The 15,159-nt window shown below is 60.9% G+C and carries 14 protein-coding genes and 1 riboswitch; of the genes, 8 read left to right on the top strand and 6 right to left on the bottom strand.

Going from position 1 to position 15,159, the window contains the following annotated elements:
• Positions 1-6: 6 nt before the first annotated feature.
• The 4 genes from GIR22_RS05690 to GIR22_RS05705 all read right to left on the bottom strand — a co-directional run bounded on the left by GIR22_RS05690 (position 7) and on the right by GIR22_RS05705 (position 3,468).
• Positions 7-972, bottom strand: a complete 966-nt coding sequence (locus tag GIR22_RS05690; protein ID WP_154742380.1) for a metal ABC transporter ATPase — start codon at positions 970-972, stop codon at positions 7-9.
• A 41-nt stretch (positions 973-1,013) separates the two neighbouring features.
• A complete protein-coding gene (locus GIR22_RS05695; RefSeq protein ID WP_154742381.1) occupies positions 1,014-1,826 on the bottom strand; it encodes an aldo/keto reductase in 813 nt (270 codons plus the stop codon).
• Positions 1,823-2,998, bottom strand: a complete 1,176-nt coding sequence (locus tag GIR22_RS05700) for an NAD(P)/FAD-dependent oxidoreductase (protein ID WP_154742382.1) — start codon at positions 2,996-2,998, stop codon at positions 1,823-1,825. The genes GIR22_RS05695 and GIR22_RS05700 overlap by 4 nt, the downstream gene beginning before the upstream one ends.
• A gap of 134 nt (positions 2,999-3,132) precedes the next feature.
• On the bottom strand, positions 3,133-3,468 hold the full coding sequence (locus tag GIR22_RS05705) for a DMT family transporter (protein WP_154742383.1): 336 nt from the start codon (positions 3,466-3,468) through the stop codon (positions 3,133-3,135).
• A gap of 214 nt (positions 3,469-3,682) precedes the next feature.
• Here GIR22_RS05705 and GIR22_RS05710 point away from each other — a divergent pair, with 214 nt between their 5' ends.
• Together GIR22_RS05710 and waaA are read left to right on the top strand one after the other, a co-directional pair.
• A complete protein-coding gene (locus GIR22_RS05710) occupies positions 3,683-4,573 on the top strand; it encodes a LysR family transcriptional regulator (RefSeq protein ID WP_154742384.1) in 891 nt (296 codons plus the stop codon).
• Between the two features lie 23 nt (positions 4,574-4,596).
• Positions 4,597-5,871, top strand: coding sequence for a lipid IV(A) 3-deoxy-D-manno-octulosonic acid transferase (gene waaA, locus GIR22_RS05715; RefSeq protein ID WP_154742385.1), 1,275 nt, complete (start codon positions 4,597-4,599; stop codon positions 5,869-5,871).
• Between the two features lie 35 nt (positions 5,872-5,906).
• Here waaA and GIR22_RS05720 read toward each other — a convergent pair whose 3' ends face one another.
• Positions 5,907-7,346, bottom strand: coding sequence for a TolC family outer membrane protein (locus tag GIR22_RS05720; RefSeq protein ID WP_154742386.1), 1,440 nt, complete (start codon positions 7,344-7,346; stop codon positions 5,907-5,909).
• Between the two features lie 197 nt (positions 7,347-7,543).
• Positions 7,544-7,649: riboswitch (TPP riboswitch) on the top strand.
• A 148-nt stretch (positions 7,650-7,797) separates the two neighbouring features.
• Here GIR22_RS05720 and thiC point away from each other — a divergent pair.
• On the top strand, positions 7,798-9,702 hold the full coding sequence (gene thiC / locus GIR22_RS05725) for a phosphomethylpyrimidine synthase ThiC (RefSeq protein WP_154742387.1): 1,905 nt from the start codon (positions 7,798-7,800) through the stop codon (positions 9,700-9,702).
• A gap of 98 nt (positions 9,703-9,800) precedes the next feature.
• Positions 9,801-11,078 carry a putative hydroxymethylpyrimidine transporter CytX gene (gene cytX / locus GIR22_RS05730; protein WP_154742388.1) on the top strand — a complete coding sequence of 426 codons (1,278 nt, stop codon included), beginning with the start codon at positions 9,801-9,803 and terminating at the stop codon, positions 11,076-11,078.
• Here the strand turns inward: cytX and GIR22_RS05735 are convergent.
• On the bottom strand, positions 11,047-11,793 hold the full coding sequence (locus GIR22_RS05735; protein WP_154742389.1) for an RsiV family protein: 747 nt from the start codon (positions 11,791-11,793) through the stop codon (positions 11,047-11,049). The genes cytX and GIR22_RS05735 overlap by 32 nt on opposite strands.
• Before the next feature lie 223 nt (positions 11,794-12,016).
• Between GIR22_RS05735 and GIR22_RS05740 the strand changes: the two genes are divergently transcribed.
• From GIR22_RS05740 to GIR22_RS05755, 4 genes are all read left to right on the top strand, one after another.
• Entirely contained in the window at positions 12,017-12,634 is a 618-nt protein-coding gene (locus tag GIR22_RS05740; protein WP_154742390.1) for an NUDIX domain-containing protein, read from the top strand.
• Positions 12,625-13,074 (top strand): DUF1249 domain-containing protein, encoded by a 450-nt coding sequence (locus GIR22_RS05745; protein WP_154742391.1) that lies wholly within the window; start codon positions 12,625-12,627, stop codon positions 13,072-13,074. Before GIR22_RS05740 ends, GIR22_RS05745 begins: the two co-directional genes overlap by 10 nt.
• Before the next feature lie 100 nt (positions 13,075-13,174).
• Entirely contained in the window at positions 13,175-13,990 is an 816-nt protein-coding gene (cpdA, locus tag GIR22_RS05750; RefSeq protein ID WP_154742392.1) for a 3',5'-cyclic-AMP phosphodiesterase, read from the top strand.
• 557 nt (positions 13,991-14,547) lie between these two features.
• Complete coding sequence (locus tag GIR22_RS05755) at positions 14,548-15,156, top strand: YqiA/YcfP family alpha/beta fold hydrolase (RefSeq protein WP_154742393.1); 609 nt, start codon at positions 14,548-14,550, stop codon at positions 15,154-15,156.
• Positions 15,157-15,159 lie beyond the last annotated feature (3 nt).

Consider the following 15,159-nt stretch of genomic DNA (forward strand, 5'->3'; position numbering starts at 1 on the left):
TAGCCGTTAGCGGCTCGCCTTCTTCGGCACCATCTTGCGCAAGATCTGCCGTGCCTTGCCTGTCAATGTCTTCAGCTTTGATTCCTTCTCGGGGGCGCTCAGTCCCTGTTGCCTGAGCCAATCCTTCCATCTGATCCGCTCATCGCGCACCAGCCAACCTTCCTGCAGGGCAAAGCTCTCGGCCAGGAACAAACCCCGGGTGCTGGCCGGATACAGCTGGTCTTTCTTCAAGGTATACAGTTCGGCACACGGCTGGCCGTCCTTGAGAGGCATCAAGTACAGGTCCGGGCGCTGACGATCCAGGCGAGCCACCAACTGGTCGCCCTCCAGTCGTTCATCAACATGAAACAGGCTCAAGGACTTGGCTTCTTTCGGCACTTCCAGGCGCAGGTCGTAAATCAACTGCAATGAGGCTGTCGGTAAATGTACATAGGCCCGTGGGCGTTCGATCAGTTGCATATTGGCGCAGCGCACCGGGCGGGCGGCGCCGGACAGCGGTGTCAGGCGAAACGGCAAGGCTTCACGGTAATGCAGGGCGGCGGAGTAGGGCGCCGGTAACCAGGTGTCGTTGAAACGCCCGCCGAGCCAGCCTTCGGGGGTTTCCAGCAAGCACTCCTCGGCAATTTCCTGGGTTGCAGTGTGCAGCGGCAAGTTCAGTTCGTGGGCCGGGACATAACCGGAAATCAGCTTGAGCACCACGTCACCGCGGTCCTGCCGGCGCTGGCGCACCAGCACCCAGTAATCGCGATTCTGCCAATGGAGGGTCAAGCGTACTGAAACCCCAAGGTTGGCCAATTCCAGGGAAAACCGCTCGGCATCCGCCACGGTCACCGGTTTGCGCCGTTGCAAGGTCTGGGCGAAGTTGAGTGGCATGCCGACGCTCTGGTAACTCAGACCTTCGGGGGTAGCTTCGACGAACAGCGGCAGTGTTTTAAAGTTGCTGGGGTTTTTTCTTATGAGCGTTCGCGGCATGTCGGCTCCTTCTTGCGTCGGGGTCGGCCGCGTCGGCGGCATCAGAGTTGACGAATGACCTGGGCAGCGGTCGCCACGTTATGGGCTAGGTGCAGCGGATTAATGGTCCCGACAATAGCACTGGCAACGCCAGTTTGCGCAAACAACAACATGAAACTGGCATGGATTGGATCCACTCCAGGTTCCAGGCATACGTGACCGCTGGCCAGGGCCTTTTTCACCAGGATACCTTTGCCATGGGCGGCGGCGTAATCAATCACGGCTTTCTCGCTCCGTGAGTTCAGATTGTAGGTGACCATGGCGCAATCGCCTTGTTCCAGGGCCTTCACACCGCCTTCGACGGTTTTTCCGGAGAAGCCATAACCGCGAATCTTGCCCTCGCGCTTGAGGTCTTCCAGGGTCTGGTAGACCTCGCAGTCATTGAGGATGTGCAGGTCGTTGCCGTCGGAGTGCACCAGCACCAGGTCGATAAAATCCGTTTCCAATCGTTGCAGGCTACGTTCCACCGAAAACCGGGTATGGGTGGCGCTGAAGTCGTGATGGGACACGCCATCGACGAACTCCTCGCCCACCTTGCTGACGATCACCCAGTCCTGGCGCTGGCCTCGCAGCAGCGGCCCCAGGCGTTCTTCGCTACGGCCGTAGGCAGGGGCGGTGTCGATCAGGTTAATGCCCAGGTTGCGGGCCTGGCGCAGCAGCATCCGCGCCTCATCGTCACCGGGAATCTGGAAGCCGCTGGGGTATTTCACCCCTTGGTCACGGCCCAACTTGACGGTGCCCAGCCCCAGTGGCGAGACCAATAGGCCAGTGCTGCCCAAGGGGCGATGAAAGTCATGCAGGGTCGGCAGGCTCATGGCAGCAGTTGCTCCCAGGCGGGAAGGGCTAGGGGGGGCTTGGGCAAGTCGGGCAGTTCACTGGTCGATCCAGGCTTGATGCCATCACGTTCCAGTGCATTGATCACGCGATCGGCGAAGTCCGGTGCCAGGGCCAGTTTGGTCGGCCAGCCCACCAGCAGGCGATCCTGCTCGGCCAGGAAGGCGTTGTCGGGGCGGGAAAGGCCTGATTGCAGGGGTTCGGCGCGGTCAACTCGCAGGGTGGCCCACTGGGTCTGGCTCATGTCGATCCATGGCAGCAGTTGCGCCAGCTCCTTCTGGGCCGTGGCAATCTGTTCCGCTGGTGTGCGGGCCACGCCTTCGGCCTCGGCAATATCCCCGCCCAGGTACCAGACCCAATTGCCATCGGCCGCCGGGTGTGTGGTAACGGTAATGCGCGGCTTGGTACCCCCTCCCAGGCAGTGGGCATAGAGCGGTTTCAGGCCAGGGCCCTTGGCGATGATCATGTGCAACGGGCGGCGTTGCATGGCTGGCTGGCTCAGGCCCAGCGTCGCCAGCAGGTCGGCTGTGCCGGCACCGGCGCTGAGTACGATGCGCTGGGCGTGGATCTCGCGACCATCAACCTTCAGGCCTACCAGTGCGCCGTCGCCCAGCAGGGGTTCGATCTGTTGCCCGGCGAGCAAGCCGTCGCCGGCCAGTTGCGCCAGCCGGTCGATCAGGCTTGGCACATCCACCACCAGTTCGGCCAAACGATAGACCTTGCCCTTGAAGCGGCGGTCTTGCAGGGCGGGCGGCAGGTCGTCCCCCTTGACCTGATCCACCCGGCCACGCACGGCCTTGCTGGCGAAAAAGCTGGTGAGGTTGCCGGCCAGGGTGCCCGGAGACCACAGGTAATGGGCCTGTGACAGCAGGCGTACGCCGGACAAGTCCAGCTCGCCGCTGCCCGCTAGGGCCTCGCGCCAACGGCGGGGCATATCGGCGATGGCTTCGGAGGCGCCGGTCAGGGCACCGTGCAAGGCGTATTTCGCGCCGCCATGAATGATCCCCTGGGACTTCACGCTCTGCCCGCCACCGAGAGCGGCGTTTTCCACCAGTACCGTGGAAAACCCCTGGCCGCGCAGGCGCGCATTGAGCCAGAGGCCGGCAACTCCGGCGCCGACAATCAGAACGTCGGTGGAAATAACGGATGGCATGCGCGGCTGACCTCTGCGATTAAAAGCAGGGAGTATACCGTGCAGCGGCAAGTTTCAAGCGGCAAGCGACAAGTTAGAGGCAGTGTGCATCGCTTTTTCTTACTGCTTGTAGCTTGCTGCTTGAGGCTGTTTTATCAGTGCCCGGCGGTTTTCGAAAACAACTGAATCACCACCACGCCCAACACAATCAGTGCCATTCCCAGCATGGCCGGGATGTCGAGTTTCTGCCCGTAGATAAACAACGCAGCGATGCTGACCAGCACGATCCCCATCCCGGCCCAGACCGCATAGGCCACGCCCACCGGCACGGTGCGTACCACCAGGGTCAACATCCAGAAGGCCACGCCGTAGCCGACAATCACCAGCAGCAATGGGATTGGGGTGCTGAAGCCCTTGATCGCTTTCATGGAAACGGTAGCGATCACTTCCGAGCAAATGGCGATAGCCAAGTAATAGTAAGCAGCGTTCATGGGGTATTCCTCGGAGTGGGGTTCAACAGTAGGAGAGAGGGGGGACGCCTAGTTCTTGCTCGCGAAAACCGTCAACGATAACTCGGGTATCCAGGTTAAGCGTGTTGCCCTTGCGTTCTTCGCGAGCAAGCTCGCTCCTACAGAGGTCGGTATTCTAGAGGCTTTATAGATGGGGTAAAGTCATTACCTATCCGAAATTAAGATGGGTTGAACCATGAGTGTGCAGTGGAACCTGGAACAGATGCGCCTGTTTGTCAGCGTTGCCGAGCAGCGCTCGTTTTCGGCGGTGGCGCGGGCCCAGGGCAAGGCGCAGTCGGCGATCAGCAATGGCATAGCTTTGTTGGAAGCGGACCTGGGCGTTAGCCTGTTTGATCGCAGCAGCGGCCGCCAGCCCCGCCTGACCGAAGCTGGAAGTGTCTTGCTGGAAGAGGCGCGGGAGGTTTTGCGTCAGTGCGAACGCCTCAACGGTCGTGCCCTGTCGCTGATACGCGGCGAAGAGGCGTGCCTGCGCCTGGCTCAGGACGAGGCGATGCTCTATCAGCCGGTCCTTGACAGCCTTGAAGCCCTGGCGGGGAAGTTCCCCAGCCTGGAAGTGCAACTGTCTAGCGTCGCCCAGGGTGAGGTGGCGCGCAAACTGGTGGAGCGCCAGGCTGACCTGGGCTTGCTGTTCTATCACGACCAGATCCCCGAAGCCCTTGAGCGGCGCGTGGTGGGCAGCGTGGAAATGGTCACGGTGTGCGGTGTCGGTCACCCGCTGGCAGCGCAAAAGTACGTGCTTTGCCAGCATCTGGCGCAGTTCCGCCAGTTGTTGATGTCCACGCAAACCAGTGTCTATCCTGGTAACGAGGCCGCCAGCCCGCAGGTATGGCGTGCCGACAGCTTCTACGTGCTGGCCGAATGGCTCTCGCGGGGGCTGGGTTGGGCCTGGTTGCCCCGGCATGTGGTGCAGTACCCGACGTACCAGGGCCAGATGGTCGAACTCGACAGCGAATGGACCCCGCCGGCGTTGGTGGTGGAGTTGGTGTGGCGCCGCGATGAACCCTTGGGTCCGGCTGCACGCTTTCTTGCCGAGCGTTTTACCGAGTGCTTGCAGGCGATCGACTGAAAAAGCCGATAAACTCCGCCGCCATGAATAGAACTCTCTACAGCTGTCTGTTTTACCTCGTGCTGCCGTTGGTGGCTTTACGTCTATGGCTGCGGGCCCGCAAGGCGCCGGCTTACGCGAAACGCGTCGGTGAGCGTTTCTCCTATGGATTGCCGGCGATGCAACCCGGCGGGATCTGGGTGCACGCGGTGTCAGTCGGCGAAAGCATCGCCGCCGCGCCGATGATTCGCGGGCTGCTGGAACGTTATCCACAGCTGCCGATCACCGTGACCTGCATGACACCCACCGGTTCCGAGAGGATCCAGGCGCTGTTCGCCGGTGAACCGCGCATTCAGCACTGTTACCTGCCCTATGACTTGCCTTGTGCCGCCAAGCGGTTTCTCGACAAGGCCCAGCCGAAACTGGCGGTGATCATGGAGACCGAACTGTGGCCCAACCACATTCATCAGTGCGCCAGGCGCGGAATTCCCGTGGCGCTGGCCAATGCGCGGCTGTCAGCCCGTTCGGCCAAGGGCTACGGGCGTTTTGCCAAACTGACAGCGCCAATGTTGAAGGAAATGAGCTTGTTCGCTGTGCAGACCGCTGCCGAGGCCGAGCGTTTTCGCAACCTTGGCGCGCGGCCAGAAACCGTCGAGGTCACGGGTTCGATCAAGTTTGACCTGACCATCGACCCGCAATTGTTGGCGCGCGCGGCCGCCTTGCGTCAGCAGTGGCAAGCCAGCGAACGCCCGGTATGGATCGCGGCCAGCACCCATGCAGGCGAAGACGAAGTGGTGCTGGCGGCTCATCGGCAACTGCTCGCCAGCCATCCCGACGCGTTGCTGATCCTGGTGCCGCGTCATCCGGAACGCTTCAGCACGGTGTTTGAGTTATGCCAGCAGCAAGGGTTTGCCACGGTGCGGCGTTCCAGCGGTGAGCCGGTTACAGCACAAGCGTCGGTGTTGCTTGGCGACACCATGGGCGAATTGCTGTTTCTCTACGCCCTGGCCGACAGCGCCTTCGTCGGCGGCAGCCTGGTGCCCACTGGCGGGCATAATCTGCTGGAACCGGCGGCGTTGGCCAAACCGGTTATCACCGGTCCGCACTTGTTCAATTTCCTCGAAATCGCCGCGATGATGCGTGAAGTCGGTGCGTTGCAGGAAGTAGACGATGCCGAGGGGTTGGCGGTGGCGGTGCAGCGCTTGTTTGAACTGCCGCAGGACGCGCAGGCGATGGCGCAGGCGGGGCTCAACGTGATGCAGGCCAATCAGGGGGCGTTGCAGCGGTTGTTGGACGGGTTGGGCCGCTTGATCAAATAACCCTGTAGCCGCGATGGCGGCTACAGGGGTTGCCATCAATAATCGGGGTTAGCCTTCAACTGCGCCGCAGCCGCCTTGGCCAGATCCGGCGGCAGGAAGTCCTTGTCCGGGTTGTAGTCAGCCTTCAGGTACCGTGCCAAATCCTGCAGATCCCCTGGGTTCAGCGTCCCGGCGGCCTGCTTCAAGCGCAGGTTGTCGAGGATGTAGTCGTAGCGGCTGTTGTTGTAGTTGCGCACCGAGGTATACAGCTGGCGCTGGGCGTCGAGCACGTCGACGATGTTGCGCGTGCCCACCTGATACCCGATTTCAGTGGCTTCTACCGCGCTCTGGTTGGAGATGATCGATTGGCGGCGCGCCTGCACTTGCTCCACATCGGTGTTCACTGCGCGGTGCAGGTTACGGGTGTTTTCCACCACCTGGCGGCGCAGGCCTTCGCGTTGCTGCTCGGTCTGGTCCAGGCGGGAATAGGATTCGCGCACTTGCGAGCTGGTCAGGCCGCCGCTGTACAGCGGGATGTTCAACTGCAGGCCGACGGTCCTGCGCGAAGCGTCACCCCGATAGTCCGGGCCAAAAGGATTGGGGTTACTGGCGCCCAGGGCGTCGTTGTCCCCCTTCTGGTATTGCGCCACTGCATCCAGGGTTGGTGCGTGGCCAGCCTTGCGTTGCTTGAGGGTCTCTTCGGCGGCCGTGACAGCATAGTTGCTGGCCAGGAGGTTGAGGTTCTGGCGGCCGGCCGTTTCGACCCAGGCCTTGGCGTCGTTAGGCGTCGGCGGCAGCACCGGCAGCGTATGGACGATGCCCTGGATCGAGTTGTACTGACGGTTGGTCAGGGTAATCAACGCTTCGAAGGCGTCGTCTACCTGGCGTTGGGCGACGATGCGGTTGGCGCGTGCCGTGTCGTAGCTGGCCTGGGATTGCAGCACGTCTGTCTTGTCTGACAGGCCGACGTCGAAGCGCTCATTAGACTGGTCCAGTTGACGCTTGAACGCCGCTTCTTCGGCCTTGGTCGTGGCCAGGTTGTCCTGGGCTCGCAGCACGCTGAAGTAGCTTTCGGCACTTTGCAGGATCAGGTTCTGCTCGGTGGCCGAGAGCTGCAGTGCAGCCTGTTCATTAACGGCTTGCGCAGCCTGCAACTGGAACCAGCGGTCAGCACGAAACAACGGTTGGCTCAAGGTGGCGCGCCAGGAATGAGCGTCACGATTGATCGTGGCGGCTGGCTGATCAAACTGGTTGCGCACATTATTGGAATCGGCCCCCGCCGACAGGTTTGGCAGCAACCCGGCGCGGGCCTGGGGTACCACTTCTTTCTGCGCGCCATATTGAGCGCGGGCGGCGGCCAGGTCGGCGTTGTTGTCCACCGCTTCCTGGTAGACGCTGACCAGGTCGGTTCGGGTGGACAAGGGCGCTTCAGCTGCCCAGACCATTCCATTGGTCGCACAAGACACGGCAAGCGCCAGTGAAAGTTTGCGCAGCATGAGGCAATCCCTAGTGTGAATATTACGACAATAATTTATCGCCCAAGGCTACGGCGAGCGATTCGGAGCGTCAAGGCCTCGGAGTCGTAGCCGAGTGTAGTGGGGCTACGACGGCACAACAATCCTGTAATTGCGCCATTCATCACGCTGAATGCACCGTCATTGGCAATTTGCCTGTTCCATGGTCTAGACTGGCCGCGTTCTTGTCGGGGTGCCTTGCTATGAGGCTGAGATCGGTAAATACCGGATCCCGTTGAACCTGATCAGGTTAGCGCCTGCGTAGGGAACAAGATTTCTCGTCACCCGGCGAGTCCTCTTGTGCTTCGTCCGGGATGTTGTTCGACAATCGAACAGCCCTCGTGCGCCAAGCACAGCACTGATTCCAGTGCGTCCATCCGTCACAGGTTCGCTCCGACAAAAATCCACCGCCTGGATAGTTGGAGAGCCCGTGATGAGCACCGAATTAAAAAGCCAAAAATCAAAAAATACCGTGCACCTGAGTGAATCGGCCAAGGTCGACTCCGGCTCCGTGCAGCCGTTTACCCGCTCGCAAAAAGTCTACGTCCAGGGCTCCCGCCCGGATATCCGCGTGCCGATGCGCGAGGTCAGCCTAGACGTGACGCCCACTGACTTCGGTGGCGAAATCAACGCCCCCGTGGTGGTCTATGACACCTCCGGCCCTTATACCGACCCCAATGTGATCATCGACGTGCGCAACGGCCTGGGCGATGTGCGCTCGCCGTGGATCGAGTCCCGTGGCGACACCGAGCGCCTGCCAGGCCTGAGTTCGCACTTCGGCCAGCAGCGCCTGGGCGACGCAGAGCTGACCGCCCTGCGCTTTGCCCATGTGAAGAACCCGCGTCGCGCCAAGGCCGGCGCCAACGTCACGCAAATGCACTACGCCCGTAAAGGCATCATTACCGCCGAGATGGAATACGTCGCCATCCGCGAGAACATGAAGCTGGAGGAGGCCCGCGCCGCTGGCCTGCTTGATCAGCAACACGCCGGCCACAGCTTCGGCGCCAGTGTGCCGAAAATCATCACCCCGGAGTTTGTGCGCGAAGAAATCGCCCGTGGCCGCGCGATCATCCCGGCCAACATCAACCACACCGAACTGGAACCGATGATCATCGGCCGTAACTTCCTGGTGAAGATCAACGGCAACATCGGCAACAGCGCCCTGGGTTCGTCCATTGAAGAGGAAGTGGCGAAACTGACCTGGGGTATTCGCTGGGGGTCGGACACGGTCATGGACTTGTCCACTGGTAAACATATCCACGAAACCCGCGAGTGGATCATCCGCAACTCGCCAGTACCGATCGGTACCGTACCGATCTACCAGGCCCTGGAGAAAGTTGGCGGCGCGGCTGAAGACCTGACCTGGGAGTTGTTCCGCGACACCCTGGTCGAGCAGGCCGAGCAGGGCGTCGATTACTTCACCATTCACGCCGGCGTGTTGTTGCGCTACGTACCACTGACGGCCAAGCGCGTCACTGGCATCGTCTCCCGTGGCGGTTCGATCATGGCCAAGTGGTGCCTGGCGCACCACAAAGAGAACTTCACCTACACCCATTTCGACGAAATCTGCGAAATCATGAAGGCCTACGACGTCAGCTTCTCCCTTGGAGACGGCCTGCGTCCGGGGTCGATTGCCGACGCCAACGACGCCGCGCAATTCGGTGAGCTGGAAACCCTCGGCGAGCTGACCAAGATCGCCTGGAAACACGACGTGCAAACCATGATCGAAGGCCCGGGCCACGTGCCGATGCAGTTGATCAAGGAGAACATGGACAAACAACTGGAGTGCTGCGACGAGGCGCCGTTCTATACCCTCGGCCCGTTGACCACCGACATCGCGCCAGGCTACGACCACATCACCTCTGGCATCGGTGCGGCAATGATTGGCTGGTTTGGTTGCGCCATGCTTTGCTACGTCACGCCCAAGGAACACCTGGGCCTGCCGAACAAAGATGACGTGAAGACCGGGATCATCACCTACAAGATCGCGGCACACGCAGCCGATCTCGCGAAAGGCCATCCGGGGGCGCAGATTCGCGACAACGCGTTGAGCAAGGCGCGTTTCGAGTTCCGCTGGGAAGACCAGTTCAACCTGGGCCTGGACCCGGATACTGCGCGCTCCTACCACGATGAAACCTTGCCAAAAGACTCGGCCAAGGTCGCGCATTTCTGCTCCATGTGCGGGCCGAAATTCTGCTCGATGAAGATTACCCAGGAGGTTCGCGAGTACGCGGCCAATCAGCGCATTGAAACGGTGGACGTGGATGTCGCCAAAGGACTGGCGGAGCAGGCAGAGCGGTTCAAGCAGGAGGGTAGTCAGCTTTATAAGAAGGTTTAAGCGGCAAGCCGCAAGCCGCAAGTTGAAGGCAAAGGCGAACCCGGCTTTTTCTTGAGGCTTGCAGCTTGCGGCCCTTTTCCCCCACAAGGACAACTGCCTTGAACACCTATTCCCCCGATATTGCCGTTCCCGCCGACAGGCGCGTGTTCGGCGCCCGCGATCTATTTTCCCTGTGGTTCTCCCTCGGCATTGGCCTGATGGTCCTGCAAACCGGCGCACTATTGGCCCCAGGCCTGGGCTTGTCCGGTTCGTTGCTGGCAATTTTTCTCGGCACTCTGGTGGGCGTACTGTTGCTTGCCGCCGTGGGTGTGATCGGCAGCGACACCGGCCTGTCGTCCATGGCCGCGCTCAAACTCAGCCTTGGCACCAAAGGTGCAAGCCTGCCGGCGCTGTTGAACCTGTTGCAACTGATTGGCTGGGGCTCGTTTGAAATCATCGTCATGCGCGATGCCGCCAGCCTGCTGGGCGCGCGAGCATCCAGCGAGGGCAGCCTGTTGGCCAGCCCGTTGCTCTGGACCTTGTTCTTCGGCGGTCTCGCCACCTTGTTGGCCGTCAGCGGCCCATTGACCTTCGTGCGGCAAATCCTGCGTAAATGGGGCATCTGGCTGCTGCTGGCCGCCTGCCTGTGGCTGACCTGGAACCTGTTCGCCAAAGCCGACCTGGCCACGCTCTGGGGCCGGGCCGGCGACGGGTCGATGCCGTTTGCCGCAGGTTTTGATATCGCGATAGCCATGCCGCTGTCCTGGCTGCCATTGATTGCCGACTACTCGCGTTTCGGCAAGCGCGCCAAAAGCGTCTTCGGCGGTACGGCGCTGGGGTTCTTTATCGGTAACTTCTGGCTGATGAGCCTGGGCGTGGCCTACACGCTGGCGTTCGCGCCGAGTGGTGAGGTCAATGCATTGCTGCTGGCCCTGGCGGGTGCCGGCCTGGGGATCCCATTGCTGCTGATTCTGCTGGATGAATCAGAAAACGCTTTCGCCGATATTCACTCCGCCGCAGTGTCCAGCGCGATTCTGCTGCGTTTGAAAGTCGAGCACCTGGCATTGGCCATCGGTGTCATCTGCACCTTGATCGCCTGCCTGGCACCGCTGGCGCAGTATCAGAACTTTCTGCTGTTGATCGGCTCGGTGTTCGCGCCGCTGTTCGGCGTGGTGCTGGTGGATCATTTTATCCTGCGCCGCCGTGGCTCGGCGCGGGTGGCGAGCCTGCGCTGGCCGGCGTTACTGGCATGGCTGGGTGGCGTCAGCACCTATCACTTGCTGGCCAACCTGGCCCCGGATATTGGCGCAACCCTGCCGGCACTGGTGCTGGCAGGGCTGCTGCAATTTATCCTGGGCCGAGCCTTCAGTGGCGCTCGGGCACCAGCTCAGGCTTGATCACGCCGCTCAGGCGCGCATAGGGGATGTTCATTTCGATCAGCCCCAAGGCGTAAGGGGCAATAGTGGTGACGTTATACTTGAGCACCACCCCCGTGCTGGTCAGCGCCACATTGGGGGTTTTCTGGAAGGGCCAGTTCTTCACGAACTCAGGGGAGCGGTCCAGTCGCGAACTGATCAGCCAGCTGTTGTGGGCTACTTTCGCGGCTTTCCAGAAGGCGTCCTCCTGCCCTGGACGCAGCATGTCGGCCAGGCGCAGCTCCTTATGCAACAGGCGCGAGTAGTTGATGAAACCACGCCCCGGATTGCCGTGGGCGCCACCGGTATCCAGATAACTGGACAGTTCGATGATCACCAGTCCGTCATGCTGCTCACGTACCTTGGCCTGCAAGTACATGCTGTTGCGGTTGGGCGACTCGCGCAAAAAACTCTCGCGATAGGCATTCAGGGTGGCTGGAACGCTTGCGTCCGGCGAGGTGCGGGTCATCTGTAGCAGGCGTTGTTCCACCACCGCGTCAAGTTGTGGTTCGCTGGGGAAATGCACCGTATCGATGTTCACCAGCGGGCAATCCGGGCTGCTGCAGCCGGGCTTTATCTGCTCGGAGGCATCAAAGGTGGTTTCCAGGGGCTTGAGGTGGCTGGGTTGGAACAGGCTCTGGCAAGCGCCCAGGGTCAAGGCAATACAGGCCATGGAGGCGATTCTTAAAAGCGACATGTGCGTCCTTCGTGCTTTCTTCATAAATCGGGGGAGAGGCAAACGTTCTGGGGCTTCGACTGCCAGCATGGCAGTCAGTTCGCCACTAAGCTGATTAGAGTGAGTTTGACGCCCGCCGTCCATCCCGGCAACCGGAAAGGGGCTGCATCCCGGAGCAGGAGCGCGTTAGGATGGCGCGATCTCGAGGGGCACCTCGAACCGGCAAGCAATGAACGAGGTTGATATGACGGACACAGCGAAATCGACGCCGAGCAAGATTGAAATCGTTCAGCGCGACAATGCCTACAAGGGCTTCTACAAGCTTGACCGGCTGAAGCTGCGTCACGAGTTGTTTGAGGGTGGCATGAGCCGTGAACTCAATCGCGAAGTCTTTGTTCGTCATGATGCTGTGTGTGTACTGCCTTACGACCCACAGCGCGATGAAGTGGTGCTGATCGAGCAGTTCCGGGTCGGCGCCATGGGCCGTACCGGCAACCCATGGCTGATAGAGCTGGTCGCCGGCCTGATCGACAAGGATGAGCAGCCCGAGGAGGTTGCGCACCGCGAAGCCGAAGAGGAAGCTGGGCTGACCTTCTGCGCGTTGTGGCCGATCACCCGGTATTTTCCTTCGCCGGGCGGCAGCACCGAATTTGTCCACCTGTTCCTGGGGCGTTGCGACAGCAGCGGGGCGGGTGGAGTCCATGGACTGGAAGAGGAAGCAGAAGACATCCGTGTCACCGCCTGGGCCTTCGAAGATGCCCTGCAAGCGGTACGTGACGGAAAGATTTCCAACGCAGCCAGCATTATCGCGTTGCAATGGCTTGCGCTTAATCGCGCGGAAGTGAGGGGGTTATGGCAGTAAAGGCACGAGAGCGATATCGGGTTGACCTGATCGGGCTGCAAGCAGCTTGCGAGGCCAACTATGCACGGCTGATGCGGCTGTTGCCGGACATGCGCCACACCCCCGAGGCGCGGCGCATTGCCGTGACCCACGGGGATCAGATGCTCGGTGTACTGACCCTGGAAGTACTGTTGACCTGCCCGTACACCAGTACGTTGCGGGTACGCCAGGAACATAGCCTGCCGTGGCTGCCGGTGCCGCAACTGGAGGTTCAGGTGTATCACGACGCGCGCATGGCCGAAGTGGTCAGTGCCGAACACGCCCGGCGTTTTCGCAGCATCTACCCGTACCCCAATGTGTTCATGCACCAGCCCGATGAGAAGGCACAGCTCAATGTGTTCCTCGGTGAATGGTTAAGCCACTGCCTGGCCTTGGGCCATGAGTTTGAAGTCGTTCGGTAGATGTGAACTGCGTCCGCTTCCTTAGGTTTCCTCTTTGTGTCCTGCCCCAGCATAATTGCACCCAATGTCCATTTCTGTGATCACGCCCTGGGAGAGCGCCTTGCCGAGCGTATCCATTTTGAACCCTGACGCCGCAGCGTTGCTGGTGCAACTGTCCGACAGCCATCTGTTTGCCGATGCCGAGGGCATGCTGCTCGGCATGAACACCCGTGCCAGCCTGCAACGGGTGATCGAGTGCGTATTGGCCCAGCAGCCGCAGATTGATTTGCTGCTGGCCACGGGCGACCTGTCCCAGGACGGCACGCTGGAGTCTTATCAAGCGTTTCACGACATGACCCGGCAAATTCCAGCGCCGGCGCGCTGGATTCCGGGCAATCACGATGAGCCGCTGATCATGGCCCGGGCCACGGTGCAAAGCGCGCTGATGCAGCCGGTGGTGGATGTGGGCAACTGGCGCGTCACCTTGCTGGACTCTGCCGTACCGGGTTCGGTCCCGGGTTATTTGCAGGACCAGCAACTGCAACTGCTTGCGCAATCCTTGAGTGAAGCACCGTCCCGCCATCATCTGGTGTGCTTGCACCATCACCCGGTGTCCATCGGTTGCGCCTGGATGGAGCCCATCGGTTTGCGTAATCCCGAGGCTATGTTTGCGGTGCTGGATCGATTCCCGCAGGTGCGCGCGGTGCTCTGGGGCCACGTGCACCAGGAAATCGACCGCGAACGCAAGGGCGTGCGCTTGCTGGCGTCGCCGTCTACCTGCATCCAGTTCGCCCCTGGCAGCGAGGATTTCAAGGTGAGCGAGCAGGCGCCCGGGTATCGTTGGCTGCGGCTGCATGCTGACGGACGGCTGGAAACTGGCGTCGAAAGGATCGAAGGGTTTGCGTTCCAAGTGGATTACGGTAGCAATGGCTACTGATGGCTACTGATGGCTACTGATGGTTTTGGGGCATACCCGCTCTTCAATACCTGCGTTCGGCCTCTGGTTTTATGGGCAGCAGATCAAGATCAGAAGCCGCTCTTCTGTAGGGGCGAGGGGATGCCTACAGTGGACCGCGTTTGCCTTTGCCTTTGCCCTACACCACTCAGGCCGGCCGGTAGGCCGCCGTGTTCTTGATCTGCTTTTGATTTTGATCTTAGGCGCCCCGTTAAACCACGCTGGCCGAACGCAGGTATTACGGAGCGGGTAAACCGGCAGGACGCCGGTTTAGCCGCGACGGGGCAGGGACGCCCCGTCGCGGCGGCCCGCGTAGTAATGCCTTCGTTCGGGCACACCGAGCCTAAGCGAGGTGCCGAGTGGTGGGGCAAGAGCGTTTTGCTTACTTTTGCGCTGTTCAAAAGTGAGCCGCTGTAAGAGCGGAACCATAGGAAGCCGTTACCGCAGCAACGGATATGTACACAGAAACCCCGCTAGAGCCTAGCCCTCAAGTTCCCTGTAAACTGCCCCTCTTTGAGCCGACCCACCGAGGACCCGGAATGTCCGCTTCGATCTTGTATATCCACGGTTTCAACAGCGCCCCGGCCTCCAACAAGGCCTGCCAGTTGATCACCGTGATGGACAGCCTCGGCCTGGCTGATCAGTTGTGCGTGCCGGCCCTGCATCATCATCCACGCCAGGCGATTGCCCAGTTGGAACAGGCCATTGGCGAGCTGGGCCGGCCACTGCTGGTCGGCAGCTCACTCGGCGGCTACTATGCAACTCATCTTGCCGAGCGCCATGGCCTCAATGCCTTGCTGGTCAACCCTGCGGTCAGCCCCCATCGGATGTTCGACGGTTACCTGGGCACCCAGAAGAACCTCTATACCGATGAAGCCTGGGAACTGACCCATGATCACGTCGCGGCCCTGGCCAAGCTGGAAGTCCCGGCACCCCAGGATGCCCAGCGTTACCAGGTATGGTTGCAGACCGGGGACGAAACACTGGATTATCGCCTTGCCCAGCAGTATTACCGGGCCTGTGCCTTGCGTATCCAGGCCGGTGGCGATCATGGTTACCAGGGGTTTGCCCGGCAGTTGCCGGCGCTGTTGAGCTTTGCCGGCATTGGCCCTGATCAGTATCAATCCTTCGATTTCGCAGCACTTTGAAAC

Source organism: Pseudomonas karstica, assembly GCF_009707515.1.
Taxonomy (GTDB): Bacteria; Pseudomonadota; Gammaproteobacteria; order Pseudomonadales; family Pseudomonadaceae; genus Aquipseudomonas; species Aquipseudomonas karstica.

Coding starts and splice junctions, on each gene's coding strand:
- GIR22_RS05690 (WP_154742380.1), bottom strand. CDS start 972: ATGCCGCGAACGCTCATAAGAAAAAACCCCAGCAACTTTAAAACACTG.
- GIR22_RS05695 (WP_154742381.1), bottom strand. CDS start 1,826: ATGAGCCTGCCGACCCTGCATGACTTTCATCGCCCCTTGGGCAGCACT.
- GIR22_RS05700 (WP_154742382.1), bottom strand. CDS start 2,998: ATGCCATCCGTTATTTCCACCGACGTTCTGATTGTCGGCGCCGGAGTT.
- GIR22_RS05705 (WP_154742383.1), bottom strand. CDS start 3,468: ATGAACGCTGCTTACTATTACTTGGCTATCGCCATTTGCTCGGAAGTG.
- GIR22_RS05710 (WP_154742384.1), top strand. CDS start 3,683: ATGAGTGTGCAGTGGAACCTGGAACAGATGCGCCTGTTTGTCAGCGTT.
- waaA (WP_154742385.1), top strand. CDS start 4,597: ATGAATAGAACTCTCTACAGCTGTCTGTTTTACCTCGTGCTGCCGTTG.
- GIR22_RS05720 (WP_154742386.1), bottom strand. CDS start 7,346: ATGCTGCGCAAACTTTCACTGGCGCTTGCCGTGTCTTGTGCGACCAAT.
- thiC (WP_154742387.1), top strand. CDS start 7,798: ATGAGCACCGAATTAAAAAGCCAAAAATCAAAAAATACCGTGCACCTG.
- GIR22_RS05735 (WP_154742389.1), bottom strand. CDS start 11,793: ATGTCGCTTTTAAGAATCGCCTCCATGGCCTGTATTGCCTTGACCCTG.
- GIR22_RS05740 (WP_154742390.1), top strand. CDS start 12,017: ATGACGGACACAGCGAAATCGACGCCGAGCAAGATTGAAATCGTTCAG.
- GIR22_RS05745 (WP_154742391.1), top strand. CDS start 12,625: ATGGCAGTAAAGGCACGAGAGCGATATCGGGTTGACCTGATCGGGCTG.
- GIR22_RS05755 (WP_154742393.1), top strand. CDS start 14,548: ATGTCCGCTTCGATCTTGTATATCCACGGTTTCAACAGCGCCCCGGCC.